At 62.2% G+C, this 22,302-nt stretch carries 21 protein-coding genes; 12 read left to right on the forward strand and 9 right to left on the reverse strand.

What is annotated here, in order from left to right:
• Positions 1–5: 5 nt before the first annotated feature.
• Genes BUA38_RS01425 through BUA38_RS01435 form a run of 3 tightly spaced genes read right to left on the reverse strand, consistent with a single transcriptional unit; the run spans position 6 to position 4,331 of the window.
• On the reverse strand, positions 6–1,406 hold the full coding sequence (locus BUA38_RS01425; RefSeq protein WP_072816221.1) for a M20/M25/M40 family metallo-hydrolase: 1,401 nt from the start codon (positions 1,404–1,406) through the stop codon (positions 6–8).
• Positions 1,407–1,442: 36 nt separating this feature from the next.
• Complete coding sequence (locus tag BUA38_RS01430) at positions 1,443–2,741, reverse strand: glycosyltransferase family 87 protein (RefSeq protein ID WP_072816223.1); 1,299 nt, start codon at positions 2,739–2,741, stop codon at positions 1,443–1,445.
• Positions 2,742–2,777: 36 nt separating this feature from the next.
• Positions 2,778–4,331, reverse strand: a complete 1,554-nt coding sequence (locus BUA38_RS01435) for a helicase HerA-like domain-containing protein (RefSeq protein ID WP_072816226.1) — start codon at positions 4,329–4,331, stop codon at positions 2,778–2,780.
• Positions 4,332–4,657: 326 nt separating this feature from the next.
• Between BUA38_RS01435 and BUA38_RS01440 the strand changes: the two genes are divergently transcribed.
• The 8 genes from BUA38_RS01440 to scpA all read left to right on the forward strand — a co-directional run bounded on the left by BUA38_RS01440 (position 4,658) and on the right by scpA (position 12,039).
• Positions 4,658–5,023, forward strand: coding sequence for a hypothetical protein (locus BUA38_RS01440; RefSeq protein ID WP_072816228.1), 366 nt, complete (start codon positions 4,658–4,660; stop codon positions 5,021–5,023).
• Positions 5,024–5,047: 24 nt separating this feature from the next.
• Positions 5,048–5,455, forward strand: a complete 408-nt coding sequence (locus BUA38_RS01445; protein ID WP_072816230.1) for a DUF4332 domain-containing protein — start codon at positions 5,048–5,050, stop codon at positions 5,453–5,455.
• Positions 5,456–5,559: 104 nt separating this feature from the next.
• Positions 5,560–6,405 (forward strand): dihydropteroate synthase, encoded by an 846-nt coding sequence (gene folP / locus BUA38_RS01450; RefSeq protein ID WP_072825732.1) that lies wholly within the window; start codon positions 5,560–5,562, stop codon positions 6,403–6,405.
• Positions 6,402–6,770, forward strand: coding sequence for a dihydroneopterin aldolase (gene folB / locus BUA38_RS01455; RefSeq protein ID WP_072816233.1), 369 nt, complete (start codon positions 6,402–6,404; stop codon positions 6,768–6,770). Before folP ends, folB begins: the two co-directional genes overlap by 4 nt.
• Positions 6,770–7,261, forward strand: a complete 492-nt coding sequence (gene folK / locus BUA38_RS01460) for a 2-amino-4-hydroxy-6-hydroxymethyldihydropteridine diphosphokinase (RefSeq protein WP_072816235.1) — start codon at positions 6,770–6,772, stop codon at positions 7,259–7,261. Before folB ends, folK begins: the two co-directional genes overlap by 1 nt.
• Before the next feature lie 58 nt (positions 7,262–7,319).
• On the forward strand, positions 7,320–9,188 hold the full coding sequence (locus tag BUA38_RS01465; RefSeq protein ID WP_072825733.1) for a methylmalonyl-CoA mutase subunit beta: 1,869 nt from the start codon (positions 7,320–7,322) through the stop codon (positions 9,186–9,188).
• Positions 9,185–9,646 (forward strand): GFA family protein, encoded by a 462-nt coding sequence (locus tag BUA38_RS01470; protein ID WP_072816238.1) that lies wholly within the window; start codon positions 9,185–9,187, stop codon positions 9,644–9,646. The genes BUA38_RS01465 and BUA38_RS01470 overlap by 4 nt, the downstream gene beginning before the upstream one ends.
• A gap of 236 nt (positions 9,647–9,882) precedes the next feature.
• A complete protein-coding gene (gene scpA, locus BUA38_RS01480; protein WP_072816243.1) occupies positions 9,883–12,039 on the forward strand; it encodes a methylmalonyl-CoA mutase in 2,157 nt (718 codons plus the stop codon).
• Positions 12,040–12,090: 51 nt separating this feature from the next.
• On the opposite strand, the gene BUA38_RS01485 is transcribed toward scpA, so the two are convergent.
• Together BUA38_RS01485 and BUA38_RS01490 are read right to left on the reverse strand one after the other, a co-directional pair.
• Entirely contained in the window at positions 12,091–12,846 is a 756-nt protein-coding gene (locus BUA38_RS01485) for a hypothetical protein (RefSeq protein WP_156898349.1), read from the reverse strand.
• Positions 12,847–12,984: 138 nt separating this feature from the next.
• The gene (locus BUA38_RS01490; protein WP_072816248.1) at positions 12,985–13,323 is read right to left on the reverse strand and encodes a cupin domain-containing protein; all 339 of its coding nucleotides are present in this window, start codon (positions 13,321–13,323) and stop codon (positions 12,985–12,987) included.
• A gap of 182 nt (positions 13,324–13,505) precedes the next feature.
• Between BUA38_RS01490 and meaB the strand changes: the two genes are divergently transcribed.
• From meaB to BUA38_RS01505, 3 genes are all read left to right on the forward strand, one after another.
• A complete protein-coding gene (gene meaB / locus BUA38_RS01495) occupies positions 13,506–14,495 on the forward strand; it encodes a methylmalonyl Co-A mutase-associated GTPase MeaB (protein WP_072816251.1) in 990 nt (329 codons plus the stop codon).
• Positions 14,495–15,163, forward strand: a complete 669-nt coding sequence (locus tag BUA38_RS01500) for a pyroglutamyl-peptidase I (protein WP_072816253.1) — start codon at positions 14,495–14,497, stop codon at positions 15,161–15,163. Before meaB ends, BUA38_RS01500 begins: the two co-directional genes overlap by 1 nt.
• A gap of 113 nt (positions 15,164–15,276) precedes the next feature.
• The gene (locus tag BUA38_RS01505; RefSeq protein ID WP_072816256.1) at positions 15,277–16,647 is read left to right on the forward strand and encodes a TIGR03808 family TAT-translocated repetitive protein; all 1,371 of its coding nucleotides are present in this window, start codon (positions 15,277–15,279) and stop codon (positions 16,645–16,647) included.
• A gap of 19 nt (positions 16,648–16,666) precedes the next feature.
• Here BUA38_RS01505 and BUA38_RS01510 read toward each other — a convergent pair whose 3' ends face one another.
• The 4 genes from BUA38_RS01510 to BUA38_RS01525 form a co-directional block, all read right to left on the reverse strand.
• Positions 16,667–17,140, reverse strand: a complete 474-nt coding sequence (locus BUA38_RS01510) for a TIGR03809 family protein (protein WP_072816259.1) — start codon at positions 17,138–17,140, stop codon at positions 16,667–16,669.
• Between the two features lie 712 nt (positions 17,141–17,852).
• The gene (locus tag BUA38_RS01515; protein WP_072816261.1) at positions 17,853–19,427 is read right to left on the reverse strand and encodes a S8 family serine peptidase; all 1,575 of its coding nucleotides are present in this window, start codon (positions 19,425–19,427) and stop codon (positions 17,853–17,855) included.
• Between the two features lie 35 nt (positions 19,428–19,462).
• Positions 19,463–20,161 (reverse strand): hypothetical protein, encoded by a 699-nt coding sequence (locus tag BUA38_RS01520; RefSeq protein ID WP_072816263.1) that lies wholly within the window; start codon positions 20,159–20,161, stop codon positions 19,463–19,465.
• Positions 20,158–20,727, reverse strand: coding sequence for a sigma-70 family RNA polymerase sigma factor (locus BUA38_RS01525; RefSeq protein WP_072816265.1), 570 nt, complete (start codon positions 20,725–20,727; stop codon positions 20,158–20,160). The genes BUA38_RS01520 and BUA38_RS01525 overlap by 4 nt, the downstream gene beginning before the upstream one ends.
• A 379-nt stretch (positions 20,728–21,106) precedes the next feature.
• On the opposite strand from BUA38_RS01525, the gene BUA38_RS01530 reads away from it, so the two are divergent.
• On the forward strand, positions 21,107–22,255 hold the full coding sequence (locus BUA38_RS01530) for a GGDEF domain-containing protein (protein WP_072816267.1): 1,149 nt from the start codon (positions 21,107–21,109) through the stop codon (positions 22,253–22,255).
• Positions 22,256–22,302: the final 47 nt, after the last annotated feature.

Genomic DNA, 22,302 nt, shown 5'->3' on the forward strand with positions numbered 1-22,302 from the left:
GAAATCTACTGCGCGAGCGCGGCGAGAATTCTCGCCCAGGAGCGAATACCCTTGTGGAAGCTCCTGAGGTCGTACTTCTCGTTCGGCGAATGAATGTTGTCATCGTCGAGCGCAAAGCCGACCAGAAGCGAGTCCAGACCCAGCGTACGCTTGAAGTCTGCGACGATCGGGATCGAGGCGCCCGACCCCATCAGAACCGCATCCTTGCCCCATTCTTCCGCAAGCGCGCGCCGCGCCGCCGCAAGCGGCTTCATGTTCCAGTCGAGCGCCACCGCCGGCGCATTCGAATGGTCGGTGAATTCCGCACGGCAGTCGCCGGGCAGCCGCGCGCTGACATAGTCGCGGAAGGCATTGCGGATCTTGTTAGGGTCCTGCCCCTCGACGAGGCGGAATGAGACCTTGGCGGACGCTTCCGCCGGGATCACCGTCTTGGAACCCTCGCCGATGTAGCCACCGACGATGCCGTTGACGTCACAGGTCGGGCGCGACGAGATCTGCTCGATCAGGAGGCGGCCCTTTTCGCCGGCCGGGATCGACAGGCCGATGGGTTTTAGAAATTTTTCCGGCGTCAGATCGAGCTTTCGCCACTGCTCCAGAATGTCGGCGGGCAAATCCTTCACGCCGTCGTAGAAGCCCGGAATGGTGATGCGGCCGTCATCGTCGAAGAGACCGCCGAGAATGCGGGTCAGGACGCGAATGGGGTTTTGCGCGCCGCCGCCAAAAATGCCGGAGTGCAGATCGCGGTTGGCGGCCTTGATCTTTACCTCCTCGTAAACGAGACCTCGCAATGAGGTCGTGATCGCCGGTGTGTTCTGGTCCCACATCCCGGTGTCGCAAACGAGCACATAATCCGCTGCAAGATCGGCCTTGTTCTTTTCGAGGAACGGAACGAAATTTTTAGAGCCGACCTCCTCTTCGCCCTCGATGACGATGGTGAGGTCGAGCGGCAGCGAACCCGTCACCGACTTCCAGGCGCGGCAGGCCTCGACAAAGGTCATCAACTGCCCCTTGTCGTCCTCCGCGCCGCGCCCGACGATGATCTTGCGTCCATCCGCGTGGTCGGTCACGACGGGCTCGAACGGTGGACGATGCCAGAGATTTAAGGGATCGACGGGCTGCACGTCGTAGTGGCCGTAGAACAAGGCATGCGGCCGGCCGGGACCCGATTTCCCGTTCGATTTGGCGACGACGGCAGGATGCCCGTCGGTCGGCCGCACCTCGCTTGCGAATCCGAGCGAGGCGATGTCCTTCGCCAGATGATCGGCGGCCGCCTTGCATTCGCCGGCGAAAGCCGGATCGGCCGAAATCGACTTGATCCGCAATAACGCGAACAGCCGCGTCAGGCTGTTGTCGAAATCCGCATCGATGCGATCAAGAACCTTTTGAAGTTGTGCGGCGTCGGGCATGACCGATCTTCCTTAAACTGGTTTTCTGACTGTACTTTACGGCACGCCGCCGGAGGCGGACAAGGAGCCAGCCGGCGAACCGGCCTTGTCTTCTACCGGATGCAGCAGGTGCCAGGCGAGGCCTGCGGCGATCACGACAGTCGCAAGAAAGTTGTTTCCGTACGCCTGCCAGTCGTGCGGGAACGGTGGAAGCGACAGGCAGATCAGAACGCCCGAAATGGCGAGCACGATCCATGTTCCCTTGCGCACGGCGGCGCGGGGGTCGAAGGCCGCGCGATGAATCAGCACCGTCAGCGGGAAGAACAGCCACATGAAGTAATACTGACGCGCCAAGGGCGAGGCCACCGTCATCAGGCAGAGCAGAAGGCCGATCTCCTCCGCATCCGAGCGAGGCGTCCGGCGAGAGGCAGGCGGCATCACCGCGATGAAGCCAAGCCCGATGATGGCGGCCACGCCGAGAACAACCCAATTGGCGGCTTTGAAATCGAGATCGAGCAGATTCATGTAGGCGGGCTTGTTGTTCGGATTGTCCTGGTTGTAGTCGACCGGACGCGTCAGGCGATGCGTCAGGGAGATCAGGGACTGGTTCATCCACGACCAGTTCTGATCGTCGCGCTGCCCGAACCCCGTTTCCGAACTCGATCCGACCATTCCTTGATACCAGGTCTTCAGCTCGGCGACATTATGCTGATAGCCGCGTATCGGGGTCGGGATGACGACCAGAAGTGCGACGAGAAAAACCACCGTGCTTGCGACGGACGCCCATTGCCTGCGCCACACCAGATAAGGAAGCACGGCGAGCGGAAAGACCTTGATCGCGGTTGCAAGCGCAAACAGGATCCCCGAACTCCAGGGACGGCCGTGTTGCAGAAGCCAGAAGCCCCACAGCATCATCGCCAGCAGCACCAGATTGGGCTGTCCGAGATCGAACATATCGAAAGTGAATGAGATCATGACAATCGACGGCAGCGCCGCCAGCCACGGGCTCGCGGTCTTCGCCTCGCCCGTCATCGCGTTCGACAACTGCGCGGTCATCCACCATGCAGCGGCGTTGAGCAGTGACAGGCAAAGATAGAGCGGAATTTTTCCGAAGAAGGCCGGAATCGCCAGCATGATCGCCGCCGGCGGCGGATACAGAAACGCAAAGATCGTGCGGGGGTCGTGCGGGTAAAGATCACCGCCTTGCAGGACCTGCTGTCCGGCCCAGAACCAGAGCGGATAATCCTTGGTCTTTCCGTGCCCGAAAATCTCCGGCCCCAGGACATCGGCGGTCAGGACGAGGCAGCAAACCAGGAACAGGATGTCGAGCGGCGCTCGTAACGACGGAAGTCTCAAAAGGCGTCACTTTCTGATAGTTGAAGGGAGATCACGCTATCGGCGCAATAGCCCACCGAGCGCCCCGCGCACAATGGCGCGGCCGACCGAACCGCCGATCGAGCCGCCGACCGACTTGCCGATATCGGCCACCGCGCCGCCAACCACCTTGTTGGTCACCGAACGGGTGATATTGCGCGCGATTAACTGCCCCGTCGACAGGCGGTTGCGTGGCGTGCTGGTCCCGAAAATCCCACCGACGATGGCGCCGATCTGCCCAAGGATTCCGCCGCCTCCACCGATGGCGCCTCCTACGCGCTTCTGCAATACCTCATAGGCGGATTCGGAATCGATCGCGGTGTCGTATTTCCCCTTCACCGGGCTGTTGTCGATGATGGATTTGTGCTCCTCGGGGGTGATCGGTCCGATGCGAGCGGTCGGCGGCCGCACCATGACACGCTCGACGACGGCCGGAATGCCGTTGCCTTCCAGAAACGACACCAGCGCCTCGCCCTTGCCGAGCTGGGTGATCACTTGCGCGGTATCGAGTTTCGGATTGGGACGGAACGTCTCTGCCGCCGCGGCAACCGCCTTCTGGTCGCGCGGCGTGAATGCACGAAGCGCATGCTGCACACGGTTGCCGAGCTGGGCGAGCACCCTGTCGGGCACGTCGACCGGATTTTGCGTGACGAAATAAACGCCCACTCCCTTGGAGCGGATCAGCCGTACCACCTGCTCGATCTTTTCCATCAGCGCTTTCGGCGCGTCGTTGAACAACAGATGCGCCTCGTCGAAGAAAAACACGAGCTTTGGCTTGGGAGGATCGCCGACTTCGGGCAACTGCTCGAACAGCTCGGACAACATCCACAAAAGGAAGGTCGCGTACAATCGCGGGCTCTGCATCAGCTTGTCGGCGACCAGAATGTTGACCATGCCCCGGCCGTCGCGGTCGGTTCGCATGAAGTCTCTCAAATCCAGCGCCGGCTCTCCGAAGAACTTGTCGCCGCCCTGGTTTTCCAGCACCAGAAGCTGACGCTGGATGGTGCCGACGGTCTGCTTCGAGACGTTTCCATACTGGGTGGTCAGTTCGCCGGCATGCTCGGCGATGAAAGACAGGATCGCGCGCAGGTCCTTCATATCGAGCAGCAACAGCCCCTGTTCGTCCGCGACGCGGAAAGCGATGTTCAGCACGCCCTCCTGGACATCGTTCAGGTCCATCATGCGTGACAGCAAAAGCGGTCCCATCTCGGAGACGGTGGCGCGCACCGGATGGCCCTGCTCGCCGAAGACGTCCCAGAACACTGTCGAAAACTGATCCACCTGGAAGGTTAGCCCCATGTCGCCGGCGCGCTTGAGGATAAAATCCTTGGCCTCGCCCACTTCCGATATGCCCGACAAATCTCCCTTGATGTCGGCCGCAAATACCGGAACGCCGGCGCGCGCAAATCCTTCGGCCATCACCTGCAATGAAACGGTCTTGCCGGTTCCGGTCGCGCCTGTCACCAGTCCGTGCCGATTGGCGAGCGCAAACGTCAGCCAGGCTGGCTGTTCACCTTTTCCAATAAAAATTTTTTCATTGGTGTCGGCGGTTTGGGGTTCGGGTGTCGCCATTACATCGCCTTCGCTGTGAACATCGCCGCTCAGTCACCCCATTCTAGGGCATGTCGCAAGCCGATTGAACCTTCAGCGAACGAATGAGAACGACAAACACTCTTTAGTCGGTGTGCATTCGGCCGTTTTGTCGCTGTGCATCATCGAATTTAGAACGAAACTCACCCGTCAAGATACGAAATCGTCACTTGCTCTTGCATTGCTGCAACACTCGCGATCCGAATCACACCGACGGCGCCGGTGGTCGCTTGTAATTCGTCTCGCACAAGATCAAGATAAATCGTGAGCACGGACCCGGCGGATAAGCCGGCCGAGGATGGGGCGCGATGGACGAACTGACGGGGCGGCTGACTGCAAAGGTCGGCATCGAAGGTGCTGTGGCTGAAAAGACCATTGGCATCATTCTGGGCTTCCTTCTCCGCGAAGGGCCTTCCGATACGGTTCAGGCCTTGATCGACAAGATTCCCGGAGCGGAAGCTGCAATCTCCGCATCAGAGAATGGCGCCGGCCTGTCGAAGCTGATGGGCGGCGGCCTCATGGCCGTCGGTACCCGGCTGATGGGACTGGGCCTCGGCATCAGCGACATCCAGAACATCGCGCGTGAACTTTTCCGATTTGGCCGGGACAAAATTGGAGAGGATCAGATGGGCGCAATCATCGCGGGCACCCCCGGCCTCAATCAGTTCGCTTGAAACCCATTTCACACTCGAAAAGTCATGACATATCCAATTTCCGAGATTGATGGCCTTCCCTCTTTCGCCGCCTCAAAACTGAAATCGCTCGGCATTCGGACCACGGACCGCCTGCTTGAGGCGGCAAGAACCGTGAGGGGCCGCAAAGTGCTTGCGGCCAAGACCGGCATCAGCGAGCAGCAACTGCTCGAATGGGCGAATTTCTCCGACTACATGCGGATTCCGGGCATGGGCAGGGCCAAGGTCGGATTGGTGCGCGCCGCAGGCGTGCCGACCGTTCGCGAACTGGCCCTTCGAAACCCGGCGCGGTTGGCGCAGAACATGAAAGAAGTGAACATCAGGCGGAAGCTTGTGCGGGTCCTGCCTTCCGAAAAATCGGTCGAACAGTTGATCGCCAAGGCCCGCAAACTCCAGCCCAAGATCACCTACTAAATCACCCGCAATATTGTCTCTGCGATGCGATCGACACCTCCGGTCGACCGCGGGCTAAGGTGTGCTCTCTTGACACCCCGACGCCGACCGCGCAAAGCGACCGCATGATCGCGACCTCGCCCGGAACCGCCCCGGCGGACCATCGGACCTGGCCCGAAAGGCTGTCCGGACCACATCCGCTGGTCATGGGGGTGCTGAATATCACGCCGGACTCCTTCTCGGACGGCGGGCGCTTCCTTGCGCCGGAGAGCGCAATGGCGCAGGCCCGGCGTATGGCCGCCGAGGGCGCCGACATCATCGACATCGGCGCCGAATCCACCCGGCCCTACGGGTCGAAGCCGATCTCGGCCGACGAAGAAATACAGCGCCTGCGGCCGATCCTGGCCGACGTCGCAGCGCTTGGAATTCCGGTCTCGATCGACAGCATGAAGCCGGTCGTCGTCGCCTGGGCGCTCGACAACGGGGCTGCCATCGCCAACGATGTCTGGGGACTTCAGCGCGATCGCGACATGGCGAAACTGATTGCGGAGCGACGTTGCCCGGTCGTGATCATGCACAACCGCGACCGCGCCGATCCCGCGATCGACATTATGACCGATGTCACCGAATTCTTTTTACACTCGCTCGAGATTGCGGCGACAGCCGGCATTTCGCGTGAGCACATCGCGCTTGATCCCGGCATCGGATTCGGCAAAACGCCAGAACAGAGCATGATGGTGCTGGCGCGGCTGAAGCAATTCTCGAGCTTTGGACTCCCGCTCCTGGTTGGCGCGTCGCGCAAGCGCTTCATCGCGGCGGTGACGCCGTCCGAACCGGATCAGCGCCTCGGCGGTTCGATTGCGGCGCATCTGATCGCGGCGGAGGCCGGCGCGCGGATCATCCGCACCCACGACGTTTCGCAGACCCTGCAAGCCTTGCGGGTCGCCTCAGCCATTTGGGACAAGCAATGAGCGACACGATCTTCATTACCGGGCTCGTCATCCACGCCCGTCACGGCGTCATGGATCACGAAACCGAAGTCGGGCAGCGCTTCGTCATCGACCTCGAACTCTCGGCCGATCTGTCGGAGTCCTCCCGTACCGATCGCCTGGCCGACACCGTTTCATATTCTAACGTGGTGGCGACCGCGACGGCAGCCTTCAAGGATACCAACCACAAATTGCTGGAACGCGCCGCCGGCGCGGTTGCCGAGGCGGTACTCGGGGCGTTTCCGAAGATCAGCGCCGTCAAGGTCACCGTCCACAAGCCGCACGCGCCGATTGCAGCGATCTTCGACGACGTCGGCATTGTCTTGACGCGCACACGGAAGGTTTGATGGCGCACGCCCTGATCGCGCTTGGCGGCAATGTTGGCGACGTCCGCACGACCTTCCGGAAGGCGATCGCCAATATCTGCGGCATGACCCAGGCCGCCCTCGTGGCGCGCTCGTCGGACTATACGACCCCGCCATGGGGCGACGTCGAGCAGGCGCCTTTCATCAACGCCTGCATCGAGATCGACACCGCGCTCGACCCCCATGCCCTGCTGTTCACGCTGCAAAAGATCGAAACCAAATTCGGCCGCGACCGCGCCAAAGAACGCCACTGGGGACCGCGGACGCTCGACCTCGATTTGATCGCCTATGACGATGTTTCGATCCGGAAGCCGGAACTGACCCTGCCCCACCCTCGCTGGTTCGAGCGTGCCTTCGTGCTGGTGCCGCTCGCCGAGATCTCCCCCGATCGCGTGATCGGCGGCCAGAGCGTCGCTTCCGCCCTGGGCAAGGTGTCAACGGATGGAATTGAGCGCCTGCCCGACCTTCCTTGAGGCTAAAACACCGTTTGGCTTGACGGCGCGCCCGTGGCAATTTCGGCAGGCAATGGAAATGACCGCATCAGACGAACTGTCGCTCGCCGCGGATTTTGCGCCCGCCACGTTTGAGGATTGGCGCAAACTGGTCGATGGCGTCCTGAAGGGCGCACCGTTCGAGAAGCTCGTCAGCAAGACCTATGACGGCCTGACGATCGAGCCGATCTACCGGCCCGCCGCCGGCGCTGCCCCGATTGCCGGCCGGCCAGCGGCCGCGCCCTGGCAGGTCATGCAGCGGATCGATCATCCGGATCCGGCCGCAGCCAATGCGCTGGCGATCCATGATCTCGAGAATGGCGCCACAGGACTTGAGATCGAGTTCGCCGGCGGCTCGGGCGCTCGCGGCTTTGGCATCACCGATGCGACGCCGGAAACGATGAAGCGTCTGTTCAACGGCATCTTCGTCGACGCCGGCATTTCGATTTCGCTTCATCCGGTGGTCGGACGCGGCAATGCCGGCGAGACGCTTGCCGCGTTGATCGAGGCGCAGCGTATCGATCCGGCCAAGGTCGATCTTCGCTTCAACTATCAGGCACTGAGCACGATGGCGGTGCGCGGCCGCGCGCCGGCCGCATGGAATGAGATGGCAAAGCCCTTTGCCGGCGTGGTCGGCGGGTTGATGAAACGCGGTTTTCGCGGCCCGTTCGTGCTCGCCGACGGACGCGCCGTCCATGATGCCGGTGGGTCCGACGTCCAGGAGCTGGCATTCGCGTTGGCGCTCGCCGTCGCGTACTTGCGGATGCTGGAAGACGGGGGCGTCACACTGGATGCGGCGCGCTCGGCGATCTCGTTCCGCCTCGCTGCCGACGCCGATCAGTTTTTGACGATGGCGAAATTCCGTGCGTTGCGCCTGTTGTGGGCGCGGGTGGAAGCGGCGTGCGGACTTACGCCGAAGCCGGTCTTTGTGGCAGCCGAAACCGCGTGGCGGATGCTGACCCAGCGCGACCCCTACGTGAACATGCTGCGCGCCACGATGGCGACGTTTGCGGCGGGGCTTGCCGGCGCGGACGCGATCACGGTGCTGCCGCACACGCTGGCGCTCGGATTGCCGGATGCCTTTGCGCGGCGGGTCGCCCGCAATACGCAACTTGTTCTTCTGGAAGAATCCAATCTCGCGAAGGTATCCGACCCCGCCGCCGGCTCTGGCGGTATCGAAAGCCTTACACAGGCGCTATGCGAAGCGGCATGGGCCGCGTTCCAGGAAATCGAAAAGGCTGGCGGCGTATTCACCGCGCTTGAACAAAACCTGATCCAGCGCAAGGTCGCTGCCATGCGCAAAGCGCGCGAAGCAGCCATTGCCCGGCGCAAGGACGTGCTGACCGGCAGCACTGCCTTCCCGAACCTGAACGAGGCGCAGGTCGCAACGCTCGATGTGAAGGCTGCCACGCTCGCACCCGACGACGCAAAAATCACATTCGAGCCGTTGACGGCGATGCGGCTCGCCGCGCCGTTCGAGCACTTGCGCGATCGCTCCGACGAAATGCTGAAAGCCAAGGGCACGCGGCCGAAGGTCTTCCTCGCCAACCTGGGCACGGCGGCCGATTTCACCGCGCGTGCGACGTTTGCGAAAAGTTTCTTCGAGACCGGCGGCATCGAGGCCGTGGCGTCGGACGGCTTGACCGAGTTGGCCGCGATCTCCGTCGCCTTCAAGGCTTCCGGCGCGGCGCTTGCCTGCATCTGTTCGTCCGACAAGGTCTATGGCGAACGCGCCGGGGACGCGGCGAAGGCCCTTCAAGCGGCCGGCGCCAGACATATCTATCTGGCAGGGCGTGCGGGCGAACAGGAGGCTGCGTTGCGTGCGGCCGGCGTTAACGAGTTCATCTTTGCCGGTGGCGACGCCCTCGCCGCCCTCCAACAGGCCCACCTGCTTGCGGAGACAACATGAGCGACGCAAAACCTGTCCTGACCGGCGGCTGCCAATGCGGCGCGATCCGTTTTGCGCTATCGGCCCCACCGACCAAGGTCAGTATTTGTCACTGCCAGATGTGCCAGAAAGCGTCAGGCGCGCCGTTTGCTTCCTTTGCCGAAATCGAAAAAGGCGATTTCGCCTGGACCCGCGGCGAGCCCGCGGCGTTCCGCTCCTCTTCGATCGCCGAGCGCGACTTTTGCCGCGACTGCGGTACGCCTTTGAGTTTCCGCCGCATCGACGGCCCACGCATCGAGATCATGACCGGCGCCTTCGACCGGCCCGACAGGCTGGTTCCGATCCGGCAATATGGGACCGAATCCCGGCTTGGTTGGGTGGTTGCGATCGCCAACCTATCGAGCCAGACCACGTTGCAGAATTACGGCCAGGAGAAGCTGAGCGGTATCGTCAGCCACCAGCATCCCGATCATGATTAAGGTATTTCAAAAGCTTACCAGGCTATCCGGACGTGGTAGATTTGAAACCACGCTTTGGGTTTTGGGGTTTATCCTCGCGCCCGTCGAGATTCTGTCCTGGCTAGCTGTCGCCGGCTTTACGCGGTCGTTCTCGGGTGCCTTGCAAAACGGAGTTAGCAACCGGTTTGAAGATCCCGTCTACAAGAAGAACCTTCAACGGTTGATCGAGAGGAACCGCCAGTTTGAGGAAGAGAGGAATGAGCGGCATTCCTGATTTCAGCACGGTCGCCTTCGAGCCCGTCGCCTCCGCTGGCGCCGCAGGCAAGGCCGGGCCTTGGCTCACGCCGGAAGGCATTCCGGTCAAGCCCGTGTATGGCGAAGCTGATCTTGCCGGCATCGACTTCCTTGAGACCTGGCCCGGGATTGCGCCGTACCTGCGCGGCCCCTACCCGACCATGTATGTCAATCAGCCGTGGACGGTCCGGCAGTATGCCGGCTTCTCGACGGCGGAAGATTCCAACGCCTTCTACCGCCGCAACCTTGCAGCCGGCCAGAAGGGCCTGTCGGTCGCCTTCGATCTCGCGACCCATCGCGGCTATGACAGCGATCATCCGCGCGTCTCCGGCGATGTCGGCATGGCGGGCGTGGCAATCGACTCGATCTACGACATGCGCACGCTGTTCGCAGGCATTCCGCTCGACCAGATGAGCGTGTCGATGACCATGAACGGCGCGGTGCTGCCGATCCTCGCGCTGTTCGTTGCGGCCGCCGAAGAACAGGGCGTGCCGCCGGAAAAGCTGTCGGGCACCATTCAGAATGACATTCTGAAAGAGTTCATGGTGCGCAACACCTATATCTATCCGCCGAAGCCCTCGATGCGGATCATCTCCGACATCTTCGCCTTCACCTCGCAGCGGATGCCGAAATACAACTCCATCAGCATTTCCGGCTATCACATGCAGGAAGCCGGCGCGACGCAGGACCTCGAACTCGCCTATACGCTCGCCGACGGCGTCGAATATCTCCGCGCCGGGCTGAACGCCGGATTGGACGTCGACCGCTTCGCACCGCGACTGTCGTTCTTCTGGGCGATCGGCATGAACTTCTTCATGGAAGTCGCCAAGATGCGCGCCGCGCGGCTGCTCTGGGCGAAGCTGCTCAAGCCGTTCCATCCGAAGGATCCGCGTTCGCTGTCACTGCGCACACATTGCCAGACCTCCGGCTGGTCGCTGACCGCGCAGGATGTTTTCAATAATGTGATGCGGACCACAATCGAGGCGATGGCGGCAACCCAAGGCCACACGCAATCGCTGCACACCAACGCGCTCGACGAGGCACTGGCGCTGCCGACGGACTTTTCGGCGCGGATTGCGCGCAACACGCAGCTTTTCTTGCAGCAGGAAAGCGGGACCACCCGCATCATCGACCCCTGGGGCGGCTCGTATTATGTTGAACGTCTCACCCGCGATCTCGCGGCCAAGGCCTGGGGACATATCCAGGAAGTCGAAGAGCTCGGCGGCATGGCGAAGGCGATCGAGGCCGGCGTTCCCAAGCTGCGGATTGAGGAAGCCTCCGCCAAGACGCAGGCACGGATCGATGCTGGCAAGCAGGCTGTGATCGGCGTCAACAAATACAAACCGTCGGACGAGACTCCGATCGATATCTTGAAGGTCGACAATTCCAACGTCCGGCGGCTTCAGATCGACAAGCTGAAGCGATTGCGAAGCGAACGCGACCAGAAGGCCGTCACGGCGGCGCTGACGGCGCTGACCCGCTCGGCCGGCGAAGGCAACGGCAATCTGCTGGCGCTCGCCATCGACGCCGCGCGCGCGAAAGCAACCGTCGGCGAGATTTCAGACGCCATGGAAAAAGTGTTCGGCCGCCACCGCGCCGAAATCAAATCCATCACCGGCGTCTACAAACGGGAGGCCTCGACCATGTCGAACCGCGTCGAGAAGGTGCAGGCGCTGATCGACGCTTTCGAGGAGGCGGAAGGACGCAGACCCCGCATCCTCGTCGCCAAGATCGGCCAGGACGGCCACGACCGCGGCCAGAAGGTAATCGCATCGGCCTTCGCAGACGTCGGCTTCGACGTCGATATTGGACCGCTGTTTGCGACCGCCGACGAAGCCGCACGCCAGGCGGTCGAGAACGACGTGCATATTCTCGGCGTGTCGTCGCTGGCGGCGGCGCATCTCACCGCCGTGCCCGAGCTAAAGGCCGCGCTGAAGAAGCACGGCCGTGAGGACATCATGGTGATCGTTGGCGGCGTGGTGCCGCCGCAGGACTATGACGCGCTGTACAAGGCCGGCGCGGAAGCGATCTTCCCGCCCGGCACGGTGATCGCCGACGCCGCCGAAGAACTGATCCACAAGCTCAATGCGCGATTGGGACACAGCGAAGCGGCGGAGTAGCGCTGCCCGGTCGTAGAAACCATCGGGCCGAGATGCTTATGAAACCCGCCCTTACTCGTCGTCGTGGCGGCGTGCATAGGACGTCAGGAGTTCGATGCTCCGGGACTGAAGACGATCATTGATGCGCGTTTCGGTGATCCGCTTGACATATCGATTGACGGACGGCGCGTACCACATGGTGACCTTGACCGTCACAACCGACGGCGGCGCGCTAGTACTGGACGCGGCGCTATTGGTCAATGCCTCGTTGATCTCCAGCTTGAAAGCGTCATAGGTCTTGTTGAACTTGAGCATGACCGGCTCATACCCCACAACCCTTATGTTCGCATCGGTCTGGAATTGAGTTTCCGGAGGAGTCTTGCGAATTGAGGTGAAATGCGTCTTCCACTGCGCGCCGACCTTGAGGGGAAGTCGTATTCCCGTGACCGGATCGGCCGGCTTGCGCGTCCAGAGCTGATCCTCGAGCAGGTTCCAGTTCTCGTCAAAAACCTGCAGCGACGTCGTGGCGACGCTTTGCCCAAAAGCGGTAAAGGCCGATTGCACGCTATAACTCTTGTCCCTGATCTCGGTGAGGGTATGGACCGTCGTCGCCTTCGTCTCGCCGGTGACGTCGTCAACGACTTGATAGCTCCAGCGATCGCCCGGTTTGACATCGATCTTGTCGACTACCGGCGCGGAACTCGCCGCCCCCTGGTCCTGAAGCGGTTTTTTCGCATCGGCGCCCTCCTCTGCATAGGCACCGATAGGAACACAATTCAACGCGATCGCGATGACAGCCATTCGATGAAAAGATATTTTATTGCTCACCTCGAACTCCCAATGCACCTTGCAATCGCAATTTTTTGACGATGCTACCTACCCGATCAGCGCCACCGGTTCAAGATGATGATCCGTCCTGGCCACTCACCGTGCGGAATGCACGATTGGAACACAGCGTCATGCGAGCTATTCCCCGAACGGTCCCATGGCGCCGAGCCGCACCGTGAGCAACTCTACATCGGTGACGGCGACATGCGGACCCTGACGGGTTTGGGCCGGCGTGGTCCAGAACGTGCCGGCCTCGCAGCGCCTGCCGCCGGTCTCGACCGTCCCAGACAGCACGAGCACATATTCATCGGCTGGGTGCGTATGGACCGGAATGACCGTGCCGGCGGCAAGACGGGCGCGATGAATGGAGCCCTCAGGCACCGGCTGGGCGAGCGGCAACAGCTCGACGCCCGGAAGAAAATCGATTCTGAGCCAGCCTCCCTCACCCGGATCGGCAAACGTTTGACGCGTGGTCATGATGCAGCCCCCTAATTCGATCCCCACAGGAGCAGCTTAAGTGGTGCGGTCCCGCCGGAAGCCAACCGCCATCCGCAATCACGTTTCGCAGCGCACGCACGCCCGATTTTTTTGCCGGAGAACGCGTGGATGCCGTTCTCCCGCCCCTCGTATGTGCGGCACGGCCGTTGTAAACCAAGCCAATGAATTCGCGTAGAAGCGCTTCCCCAGATATCGAGGCTCTCGCCAGGGACCTCCGCGCCGGCCACCACGCGGCACTGGCGCGCGCGATCACGCTGATCGAGAGCCGGCGCGGCGATCATCAGGCGGCGGCACGCGACCTCGTCCAGAGGCTGTTGTCCGAGACCGGCAAGGCGATCCGGGTCGGCATCACCGGCTCGCCCGGCGTCGGTAAATCCACCACCATCGATGCGCTCGGCATGTCCCTGATCGAGCGCGGCCACAAGGTCGCGGTGCTGGCGGTGGATCCCTCCTCGGCGCGCACCGGTGGTTCCATCCTCGGCGACAAGACGCGGATGGCAAGGCTCTCGGCATCCGACAAGGCCTATATCCGCCCCTCGCCTGCCTCCGGCACCCTCGGCGGTGTCGCAGCGAAGACCCGCGAGGCGATGCTGCTGTGCGAGGCCGCGGGGTTCGATGTCGTGCTGGTGGAAACCGTCGGCATCGGGCAATCCGAAACCGCCGTCTGCGACATGACCGACTTCTTCCTGGCGCTGATGCTGCCGGGTGCGGGAGACGAGCTCCAGGGCATCAAGAAGGGGCTCGTCGAGCTTGCCGACATGATCGCCGTCAACAAGGCCGACGGCGACAACATCAAACGCGCCAACCTGGCGGCGGGCGAATATCGCGGCGCGCTGCATATTCTCTCGCCCCGCTCCGAACATTGGCATCCGCCGGTCGTGACCTATTCGGCCTTGACGGGCAAAGGCATCGACACGCTGTGGCAGAACGTTCTCGATCACCGCACCGCCATGAATGCCTCGGGTGAATTCGCCGCCCGCCGCCAGCAACAACAGGTGAAATGGATGTGGTCGATGCTGGAACAGCTCACGATGACGCGGCTGCGTTCCGATGCCTCGGTGCGCGCCAAGGTGAAGCGGATCGAAGCCGAGGTGGCCAGTGGCCGCGTCTCGCCCGCGCTTGCCGCCGAACAGATCTCCGGAATGCTGTGATGGGCGAAGCTTTGCGGATTCTGATCACCGGCTTTGGACCGTTTCCCGGCGCGCCGTTCAATCCAACCACGCCGCTCGTCAAACGCCTGACGCAATTGCGCCGGCCGGCCCTCGATGGCGTTACGCTGAGCGGTCATATCTTCCACGTCACCTACCAGACGGTCGATCGCGAACTCCCCGATTTGATCAAACGATTGCGCCCCGATGCGCTGTTGATGTTCGGGCTTGCCAGCCGCACGGCCCACCTTCGTCTCGAGACGCGTGCGCGCAACGCTGTCACGACGCACTTGCCGGACGCGGACGGCAACCGCGCGCAAAAGGCGTCGATCGTGCGCGGAGCGGACGCGCTCGTCTTCGGCCCGCACACTGCCAACCTGCTGCAAGCCGCGCGCTCGACCGGTATCGACGCGCGGCTTTCGCGCGATGCCGGCGCCTATCTCTGCAATTACCTGAGCTGGCGCGCGATCGAAGCGACGCAACAGGCAGACGGACCGGCGCTCGCCTCGTTCATTCATGTTCCATTGATTGCGCGCGACGGCACCGCGCGCGACGCGACGTCCGACATCACGCTGGAACAACTGGTCGATGCTGGCGAAGCCATGCTGATGGAGATGGTAAAGCTGACGCGGCGCGCAGTGATGCACGACCAGAATCTCGCACAGTATTAACCCTACCCCCCAACAATCCGCTTCGCGCCCAAGCCCGTTACGCCGGTATCGGCGCTTTTCTTGCTACCTATCCAACAGCACACACGCGCCCATCGGCCAGGGTTCGAGCCATCATGGATGTCAGTCGCCGCCATCTCATCGGAATCACTGCCGCAGGCGCTGGCGCGCTCGCGATTCCGCCGCCCGCCGCAGCCACACAGCCGATCTCCGCTCTGGGCCGCGACGCCACGCAGTTTGGCGTTCGTCCCGGCAGCCCGGACGATCAAACGAAAGTTCTGCAACGCGCGATCGACGAAGCCGCACGCACGCAGGCCCCGCTGGCGCTCCCGCCCGGCGTCTACCGCACCGGCCCGCTTCGCCTGCCGAACGGCGCGCAGCTTGTTGGCGTGCGCGGCGCGACCCGGCTCGTTTTCACCGGCGGCGCCTCGATGTTCACAAGCGAAGGCGCCGGCAGCATCGGTCTCAATGCCCTTGTCCTCGATGGCGGAAATATCCCTCTGCCCACCCGCCGCGGCCTCGTGCACTGCGTGAGCGGCCGCGACATCCGGATCGGCGATTGCGAAATCACAGCCAGCGGCGGCAATGGCATCTGGCTCGAGAATATCGCCGGCGACGTCAGCGGTAACATCCTCACCAAGATCGCGGTCACGGCGATTACATCGTTTGACGCGCAAGGCCTCACCGTTACCCGCAACACGATTCGGGACACCAACGACAACGGCATCGAGATCCTGCGCACCTCGATCGGCGACGACGGCACGCTGGTCGCGGACAACCGCATCGAGGACATCAAGGCGGGTCCAGGCGGCTCCGGGCAATATGGCAGTGCCATCAACGCATTTCGCGCCGGCAACGTGATCGTGCGCGGCAACCGCATCAAGAATTGCGACTATTCGGCGGTGCGTGGCAACTCGGCTTCCAACATCCAGATCACCGGCAACAGCATCACGGACATGCGCGAAGTGGCGCTCTATTCGGAGTTTGCGTTCGAAGGCGCTGTCATCGCCAACAACACCGTGGACGGCGCCGCGCTCGGGGTCTCCGTCTGCAATTTCAACGAAGGCGGACGGCTTGCGGTGGTGCAAGGCAACATCATCCGCAATCTGCTCGCCAAGCGGCCGATCGGCACCGCGCCCGATGACGACGGCGGCATCGGCATCTATGTCGAGGCCGACACCAGCGTCTCTGGCAATGTGATCGAGAATGCGCCGTCGTTCGGGATCGTGGCCGGCTGGGGCAAATATCTGCGCGACGTCGCAATCACCGGCAACGTGATCCGCAACGCTTTCGTCGGCATCGGCATCTCGGTGACGCCGGGCGCCGGCACCGCGCTCATCAACAACAACATGATCTCAGAAACCCCGCGCGGCGCGGTGGTTGGCCTCGATCATGCGCGCCCGGTCACGCCGGACCTGTCCACCGAGGGTGCGCCGCGTTTCGCGCAAGCTGCCGTGGGAATGAACGCGGTCCGCAAGCTGCCCTAAGGGATCAGCTCGCCCAGCATCACAGCGTGTTACGCAGGATCGGATAGCGCGCGGTAACCGCCGCGAGATCCAGCACCGCGGCAAAGGCGTCCTCCGCCAGGGGCTCGGCAAGGCGCTCGTCGCCCGCGACGACACCTTCTTCGGCAAGGACCGGAATCTGCTGCGGCGGCGCGATCGGAACGTCCGCGATCTGCGGCAAAGCGGCCGGACCGCGTCGAAGCTCATTCCGCGGAATCGCGGTTCGCGCGCGTCCAAGCCAGGATAGATCAATCGGCATATTGTCGCGCGTCGCCTCGCGTGACATGAGCTCGCGCCAGGTCTCCACCGCGTTTTTGGCTTCGCGAATATTGTCGAGAAACGCCTGTTCGCTGTGAAAGCGGCGCCAGCGCCCGGAATCAAACAATTCGGTGAGATATTCGAGGCGCTTTTCAGCGAGATTGCACCAGCGCGCGACAATTTCGCGGCCTTTGGCGACGTCCAGTTGAGATGCCATAAATCTGCCCGCAAGAAGGAAAGGACGCGGACGCAACCGGAACGAATCAGCCAAACGTGACGAATATATTTTGTGGAAAAGTCGGACAAAGTCTAGTGCGGCGATTCTGACGTTCCTTTCAGTGTCGCCGCGAGCTCTTCAGAGGAACGTCGGAGTCAAAGCCACACTGGAACCATATGCTTGCTAGTGTCCCTTTGGTTCTGACATTCGTAAAAGTGCCCGCCGCGATACAGTACGAATGTCAGAACCGGGACGCTGGCGGCATGCACCTGATACGGCATCCGACGCGGCTGAACCCGTGATCCTGCGGCCGCCAATAAAAGGAAAAGACCCGCCCGGGGGGACAACCGGGCGGGTCAAGCCATATGGCGCTTGGGGTGGATGGGCGCTCGCGCCAGATATAGCCGTGGGAGGGATGACCGCTCCCAACGCATATAGGTCGGACCAAGCCGGCGGGACGTTCAAAGCTCGTTAAGAAATTTCCCCCCGGGCCACTTCACGTCCGCGCGAGCAATATTTCACGGCGTTCGGGCCTGCTGGAGTGGATTTGACATTCGCTACCCTGCCGCCCGGAATGCGTAGCGCGAATGTCAAATCCAAAACTCCACTAGAAACCTATATTTGCCAGTGGTTCTTTGACTCTAACATTTGCAAAAGTGCCAGCCAGGCCGGGATGCAAATGTTAGAATCGGACCACTGGTTTGGTGCCGCCTTAGGGCTTCTCGGCGGCCATGGTGGGTGCCGAGAGGTCTCTGGTTGGCGCCGGCCGCTCCTTCTCCGTCTCGGATATTTCGCCCGCCGCCGGCTTCTCGGCGGCGGCAATCGGCGCCGATGCGGCAGCAACCGCCGACACCGCAGCAAAGGCATCGGCCTCCCCTGCACCGAACTGGTCATCCGGCCCGGGCGGACCGAGATCGCGCGCCGTTTTCATCAGCACTGCACGCACCTCGTCCGGCTTCAGCGACGGATTACGCGCCAGCACCAGTGCGGCGAGGCCGCTGACATAGGCCGAGGAAAACGAGGTGCCCGAGGTGATCTGATATTTGTCATCGGGCGCAGGCAGGAACAGATCGACGCCTGGTGCCGACAGCGCGATGTAGCTGCCCCGGTTCGAGGCCGCAAATAGCTTGTCCTGGGCATCGGTGGCGCTGACCGCAATCACGCTCGCATCCGCTGCCGGGTAAAGCGGCGGCGATTTGGGGCCGGCGTTGCCTGCGGCTGCGACCACGACGATGTTCCGCGCCGCCAGCGCCGCAAGACCGCGTGAAATAATGGTGTCTTTCGGGCCGGCGAAGCTCATGTTGACGATCTGCGCGCCGTGGCCCGCCGCAAGATCCAGACCCTTGAGAATCACAAAGGAGGTGCTTTCCCCGCCCTTGCCGGAGGCGCCAAAGGCGCGGACCGCCAAGATATGCGCTGCCGGCGCACTTCCCATCAGCCGAACATGCGAAACGATCGCACCGGCAACGCCGGTGCCGTGCGCGTGCGGGCCTTCCTTGCTGCCAAGCGCATCGAATGGCGTGATCGTGACACCGGCAAACTCGGGATGCTTGAGATCGATGCCGGAGTCGATCACTGCGACCGTCACGTTGGCGCCGTCGGCGATAGCGTGCGCCTCCGGCAATCGCAGTTTCAAACGCGCATATTGCGAGGGGTCGCCGTCGTTCGCGGCGGTTTTCTGATCCTGGAGAACGTAGCGGAAGTTCGGCTGGACCGCGCGAACGCTGCTGTCCTGGGCAAATTCGCGGCTCGCGGTTTCTACCGTCTTGTTTCCCGCAATACGGAACAGGCCTATCGTGGCCCCGATCAGTTCAAAGCTTTGGGATTCGATGCGCCGCAAGCCATGTCGCCGTGCCAGCGCATCGACTTGCGCGCTTGTCAGCGAGCCATCGATTTCAGCGACGATCTCCTTGGCGATCGTGCGTGAGGCAAGCGAGGCCTCCAGCGCGGTGCCGTGGCCGCCCGCGCTCTTGCTTTTGCGGTTATTTCCGGTTGCCACCTGCCCCGAACAATCGCCGTTGTCGCGATCAACAGCGCTGCAAGGAGATCCGACGCGGATGTTACCACGATCCAGTCCGGTAACCGCGCGTCCGGCCAGGTTCGGATTGATATAGACATGCGGGCCATGGTCGAAGCTCGGGACCCGCGACGAGATATTGAGATTGGGTGAGCGCATAATGCTCTGCGCCAGAGCCGGCTGACTTCCCCACCCCGTCGAGAGAAAAGCGGCCAGAAGCGCGGCCATCGCAGGCAGGGTCTTCAGCCGCCACATCTTTCCAACTCGCATCACGGGATTTCCGGCTTATGAGCGAGCCGATCCGCTCATGGCGTCGCCACGGCGAGACTGACGATCCGCTCGTTTTGCAATCGGCTCAGGAGGTTTGCAAACTCGTCTTTCGACATCGACCCATTGGCAAATTGCAGGCGGAACATGCCGCCTTTGGCGCCATCGACGATCGAAGCCTGATATTTGTCGAGCAGTGCCGTGATGTCGCCGACGCGCGCATCCGGCGCAAATCGCACCAATGCCCGCGGCGGAGCTGCGGCCGAAAGATCGCGCGTGATCGGCTCGTTCATGCTCAACGAGGCGGTCTGGAAGGTGGCAGGGCGATTGTTCATCAGCACCGTGCCGATAAAACCAGCCTGCACCAGCAAGGCAACGGCGGCGAGGCCGGCGGACCAGGCCAGCGTTCGCGGTGAAAGGCTGGCGAAGAAGCCGGAGATTCGCGTGCCGATGCCGAGCGAAGCCGACGGCTCTCGTGCCGGCTCCGCGTCGATCGCAGCAAACAGCTTCCGCATCGCACCGGACGACGGCGCACCCAGGCTCTCGTTCAGATCGATGGTTCCGGCATATTCTTCGCGAATGACCGCGTATTGCCGGGCAAGCTCTGGATCGCGCGCGAGCGCATCGTCGACCTTGCGGGCATCACGCGCGTTCAGCGTGCCGGCCGCGTGCCACGGCAGCAGCAACTCGATCTCGCTCGGTTCCTGCTCGACGATTTTCTTGCTCGCAGCCATCATGGCCAGCCTCGCTCTATACCGGCTGCCTTCAGCAGCTCGGCCAGTTTCTTGCGTGCGTAGAACAGGCGGGTCTTCACTGTATTCTCCGGAATCCCAATGATACCAGCCACTTCTTCAACAGACTTCTCGTGATAGTAGACGAGATCGACGATCTCCCGATGTTCGGCCGAAAGCTGGCCTAAACATCTACGCAACGCGTCACCAGTATCCTTCTTCTGTACGCTCACCTCGGGATCGTCGGACGTGTCCTCGATCGCGTTGGCGGCCTCGTCGTCCAGTTCCGCGTCCTTCCTGCGGCGAAGCGCCGACAGGGCCTTGAAGCGCGTAATCGCGAGCAGCCAAGTCGAAACAGCGGACCGGCCCTCAAATTTCCCGGCCTGACGCCACACATCAAGGAAAACCTCGCTGATGAGGTCTTCGGCCACCTGCTCGTTCCGAACAAGCCGAAGCCCGAATCGAAACACCCTGACGTGATGGCGCCCATAGAGCACTTGCATGGCGAGCCGATCGCCCTGGGCAATCCGAGCGATCAGATTGTCGTCGGAAGCCGCCTGTGTCGCACTCAATGGCCGTCTCGCAAGGTTGGTCGGATCAGACTGGGGCGTGGTTCGATCAGGAAGGCAAGATTCCGCAAATTATAGCAATAACCCGCAGGAGACTGTGATCTTCCGCACAGAAAAGCCTTTTCCTTCACGTGACGCGTCGACGCTTGACGGTATTTAAATACACCTTGCTCCCGTCGCAAATCGGCCCTCAGTGGCATTGGAACACGTTGGCAGGCGACGATGTCACCGACATGCCGCCCATGCACATAAACGGCCGATTTCCTCATCCAAACAAGGGGAAAACGACACTTCAAGATCCGAGATTTCGCCGCGAAAGATACCAAACCTAAAGGCTTTGCCACGTAAGTTCCCGTCGATTGCTTTCACCAATGGCGAATTTATGGGCATCGCGGCGTCGCCTTTTTTGAGTCCGACGGCAGACAGGCTGAACGGCGTCGGCCCCAAACTGACGACCGAGGTGCTTGCGCGTCGGGCGCGGCAGCGCCGGCAGATCCAGAGCGCGATTGGCATCAGCTACGTCGTCGATGCCATCATCCTGCTGATCTATGCCCACGCCGGCACGACGTCACCGACGATCGGCCCCGCGTTTGCCATCTGCGGTCTCGTCTCGGTGACCGGATATATCCTGCTGTCAGAATCAGGCGTCACCGAGCGCTTTAGCGATCATTATTTCGTCGTTCCGCAATCGATCATCAGCGTGATCATCATGCTGGCGTTCACCTACATCGCACCGCAAGTCGGCGTGATGTTTCTGTGCACGTTGTTCGTCGTGTTCGCCTTCAGCTCGTTGCGTTCGACCCCGTGGCAAACCGCGGTCGTCTGGACGGCCACGGCGTCGGGACTTGCCGGACTGTTCCTGCTCACGGACAAACCGATTTCGCTGCCCCACGAAACCTATCTGGAACGCTTCGCCACGATGACGGTGTTCATCCTGACCGTCGGGCGCTGCATGTTCATTGGCATATTCTCCAGCGCAATGCGTGACTCGCTCTACCGAAGCGGCCTTGCGCTGAAGGAAGCCAACCGGCGCATCGAAGAGCTCGCCGAACTCGACGACCTCACCGGCTCGCTCAATCGCCGCTGCATCATGCGCTTTCTGGACGACGAGATCGCGCGCGCCCACCGGACCAGCGTCCCCTGCGCCATCGCGCTGATCGATCTCGACTGGTTCAAACGCATTAACGACACCTACGGCCACCCGACCGGCGACGAAGTGCTCAAGACGTTTGCGATCACGGTGTTCGCCAATATCCGCAGCGTCGACCGGTTCGGCCGCTATGGCGGCGAAGAATTCCTGCTGGTGCTGCCCGAAACGCCTGTCGACGTTGCGGTGCGGCTGCTCGACCGGCTGTGCTCGATCATCGCCGGTCTCGACTGGAGCGCATTCTCGCCGGGCATGCGCGTCACGGTTTCCGCCGGCGTCGCGACGCTGAAAGCAGGCGAAACGGCAGACACCTTTCTCGCTCGCGCCGACGGTGCGCTCTACAAAGCCAAAGCACAGGGGCGCAACCGCACCTCCAGCGCCTGACCTTCATCTCGCCCGCGGACAAAGCGCCGCGGGTTCATACGACAGCT

This window comes from Bradyrhizobium erythrophlei (genome assembly GCF_900142985.1).
GTDB classification, from domain to species: domain Bacteria; phylum Pseudomonadota; class Alphaproteobacteria; order Rhizobiales; family Xanthobacteraceae; genus Bradyrhizobium; species Bradyrhizobium erythrophlei_B.

Coding starts and splice junctions, on each gene's coding strand:
- BUA38_RS01425 (WP_072816221.1), bottom strand. CDS start 1,406: ATGCCCGACGCCGCACAACTTCAAAAGGTTCTTGATCGCATCGATGCG.
- BUA38_RS01435 (WP_072816226.1), bottom strand. CDS start 4,331: ATGGCGACACCCGAACCCCAAACCGCCGACACCAATGAAAAAATTTTT.
- BUA38_RS01440 (WP_072816228.1), top strand. CDS start 4,658: ATGGACGAACTGACGGGGCGGCTGACTGCAAAGGTCGGCATCGAAGGT.
- BUA38_RS01445 (WP_072816230.1), top strand. CDS start 5,048: ATGACATATCCAATTTCCGAGATTGATGGCCTTCCCTCTTTCGCCGCC.
- folP (WP_072825732.1), top strand. CDS start 5,560: ATGATCGCGACCTCGCCCGGAACCGCCCCGGCGGACCATCGGACCTGG.
- folB (WP_072816233.1), top strand. CDS start 6,402: ATGAGCGACACGATCTTCATTACCGGGCTCGTCATCCACGCCCGTCAC.
- folK (WP_072816235.1), top strand. CDS start 6,770: ATGGCGCACGCCCTGATCGCGCTTGGCGGCAATGTTGGCGACGTCCGC.
- BUA38_RS01465 (WP_072825733.1), top strand. CDS start 7,320: ATGACCGCATCAGACGAACTGTCGCTCGCCGCGGATTTTGCGCCCGCC.
- BUA38_RS01470 (WP_072816238.1), top strand. CDS start 9,185: ATGAGCGACGCAAAACCTGTCCTGACCGGCGGCTGCCAATGCGGCGCG.
- scpA (WP_072816243.1), top strand. CDS start 9,883: ATGAGCGGCATTCCTGATTTCAGCACGGTCGCCTTCGAGCCCGTCGCC.
- BUA38_RS01490 (WP_072816248.1), bottom strand. CDS start 13,323: ATGACCACGCGTCAAACGTTTGCCGATCCGGGTGAGGGAGGCTGGCTC.
- meaB (WP_072816251.1), top strand. CDS start 13,506: ATGAATTCGCGTAGAAGCGCTTCCCCAGATATCGAGGCTCTCGCCAGG.
- BUA38_RS01500 (WP_072816253.1), top strand. CDS start 14,495: ATGGGCGAAGCTTTGCGGATTCTGATCACCGGCTTTGGACCGTTTCCC.
- BUA38_RS01505 (WP_072816256.1), top strand. CDS start 15,277: ATGGATGTCAGTCGCCGCCATCTCATCGGAATCACTGCCGCAGGCGCT.
- BUA38_RS01510 (WP_072816259.1), bottom strand. CDS start 17,140: ATGGCATCTCAACTGGACGTCGCCAAAGGCCGCGAAATTGTCGCGCGC.
- BUA38_RS01515 (WP_072816261.1), bottom strand. CDS start 19,427: ATGCGAGTTGGAAAGATGTGGCGGCTGAAGACCCTGCCTGCGATGGCC.
- BUA38_RS01520 (WP_072816263.1), bottom strand. CDS start 20,161: ATGATGGCTGCGAGCAAGAAAATCGTCGAGCAGGAACCGAGCGAGATC.
- BUA38_RS01530 (WP_072816267.1), top strand. CDS start 21,107: ATGGGCATCGCGGCGTCGCCTTTTTTGAGTCCGACGGCAGACAGGCTG.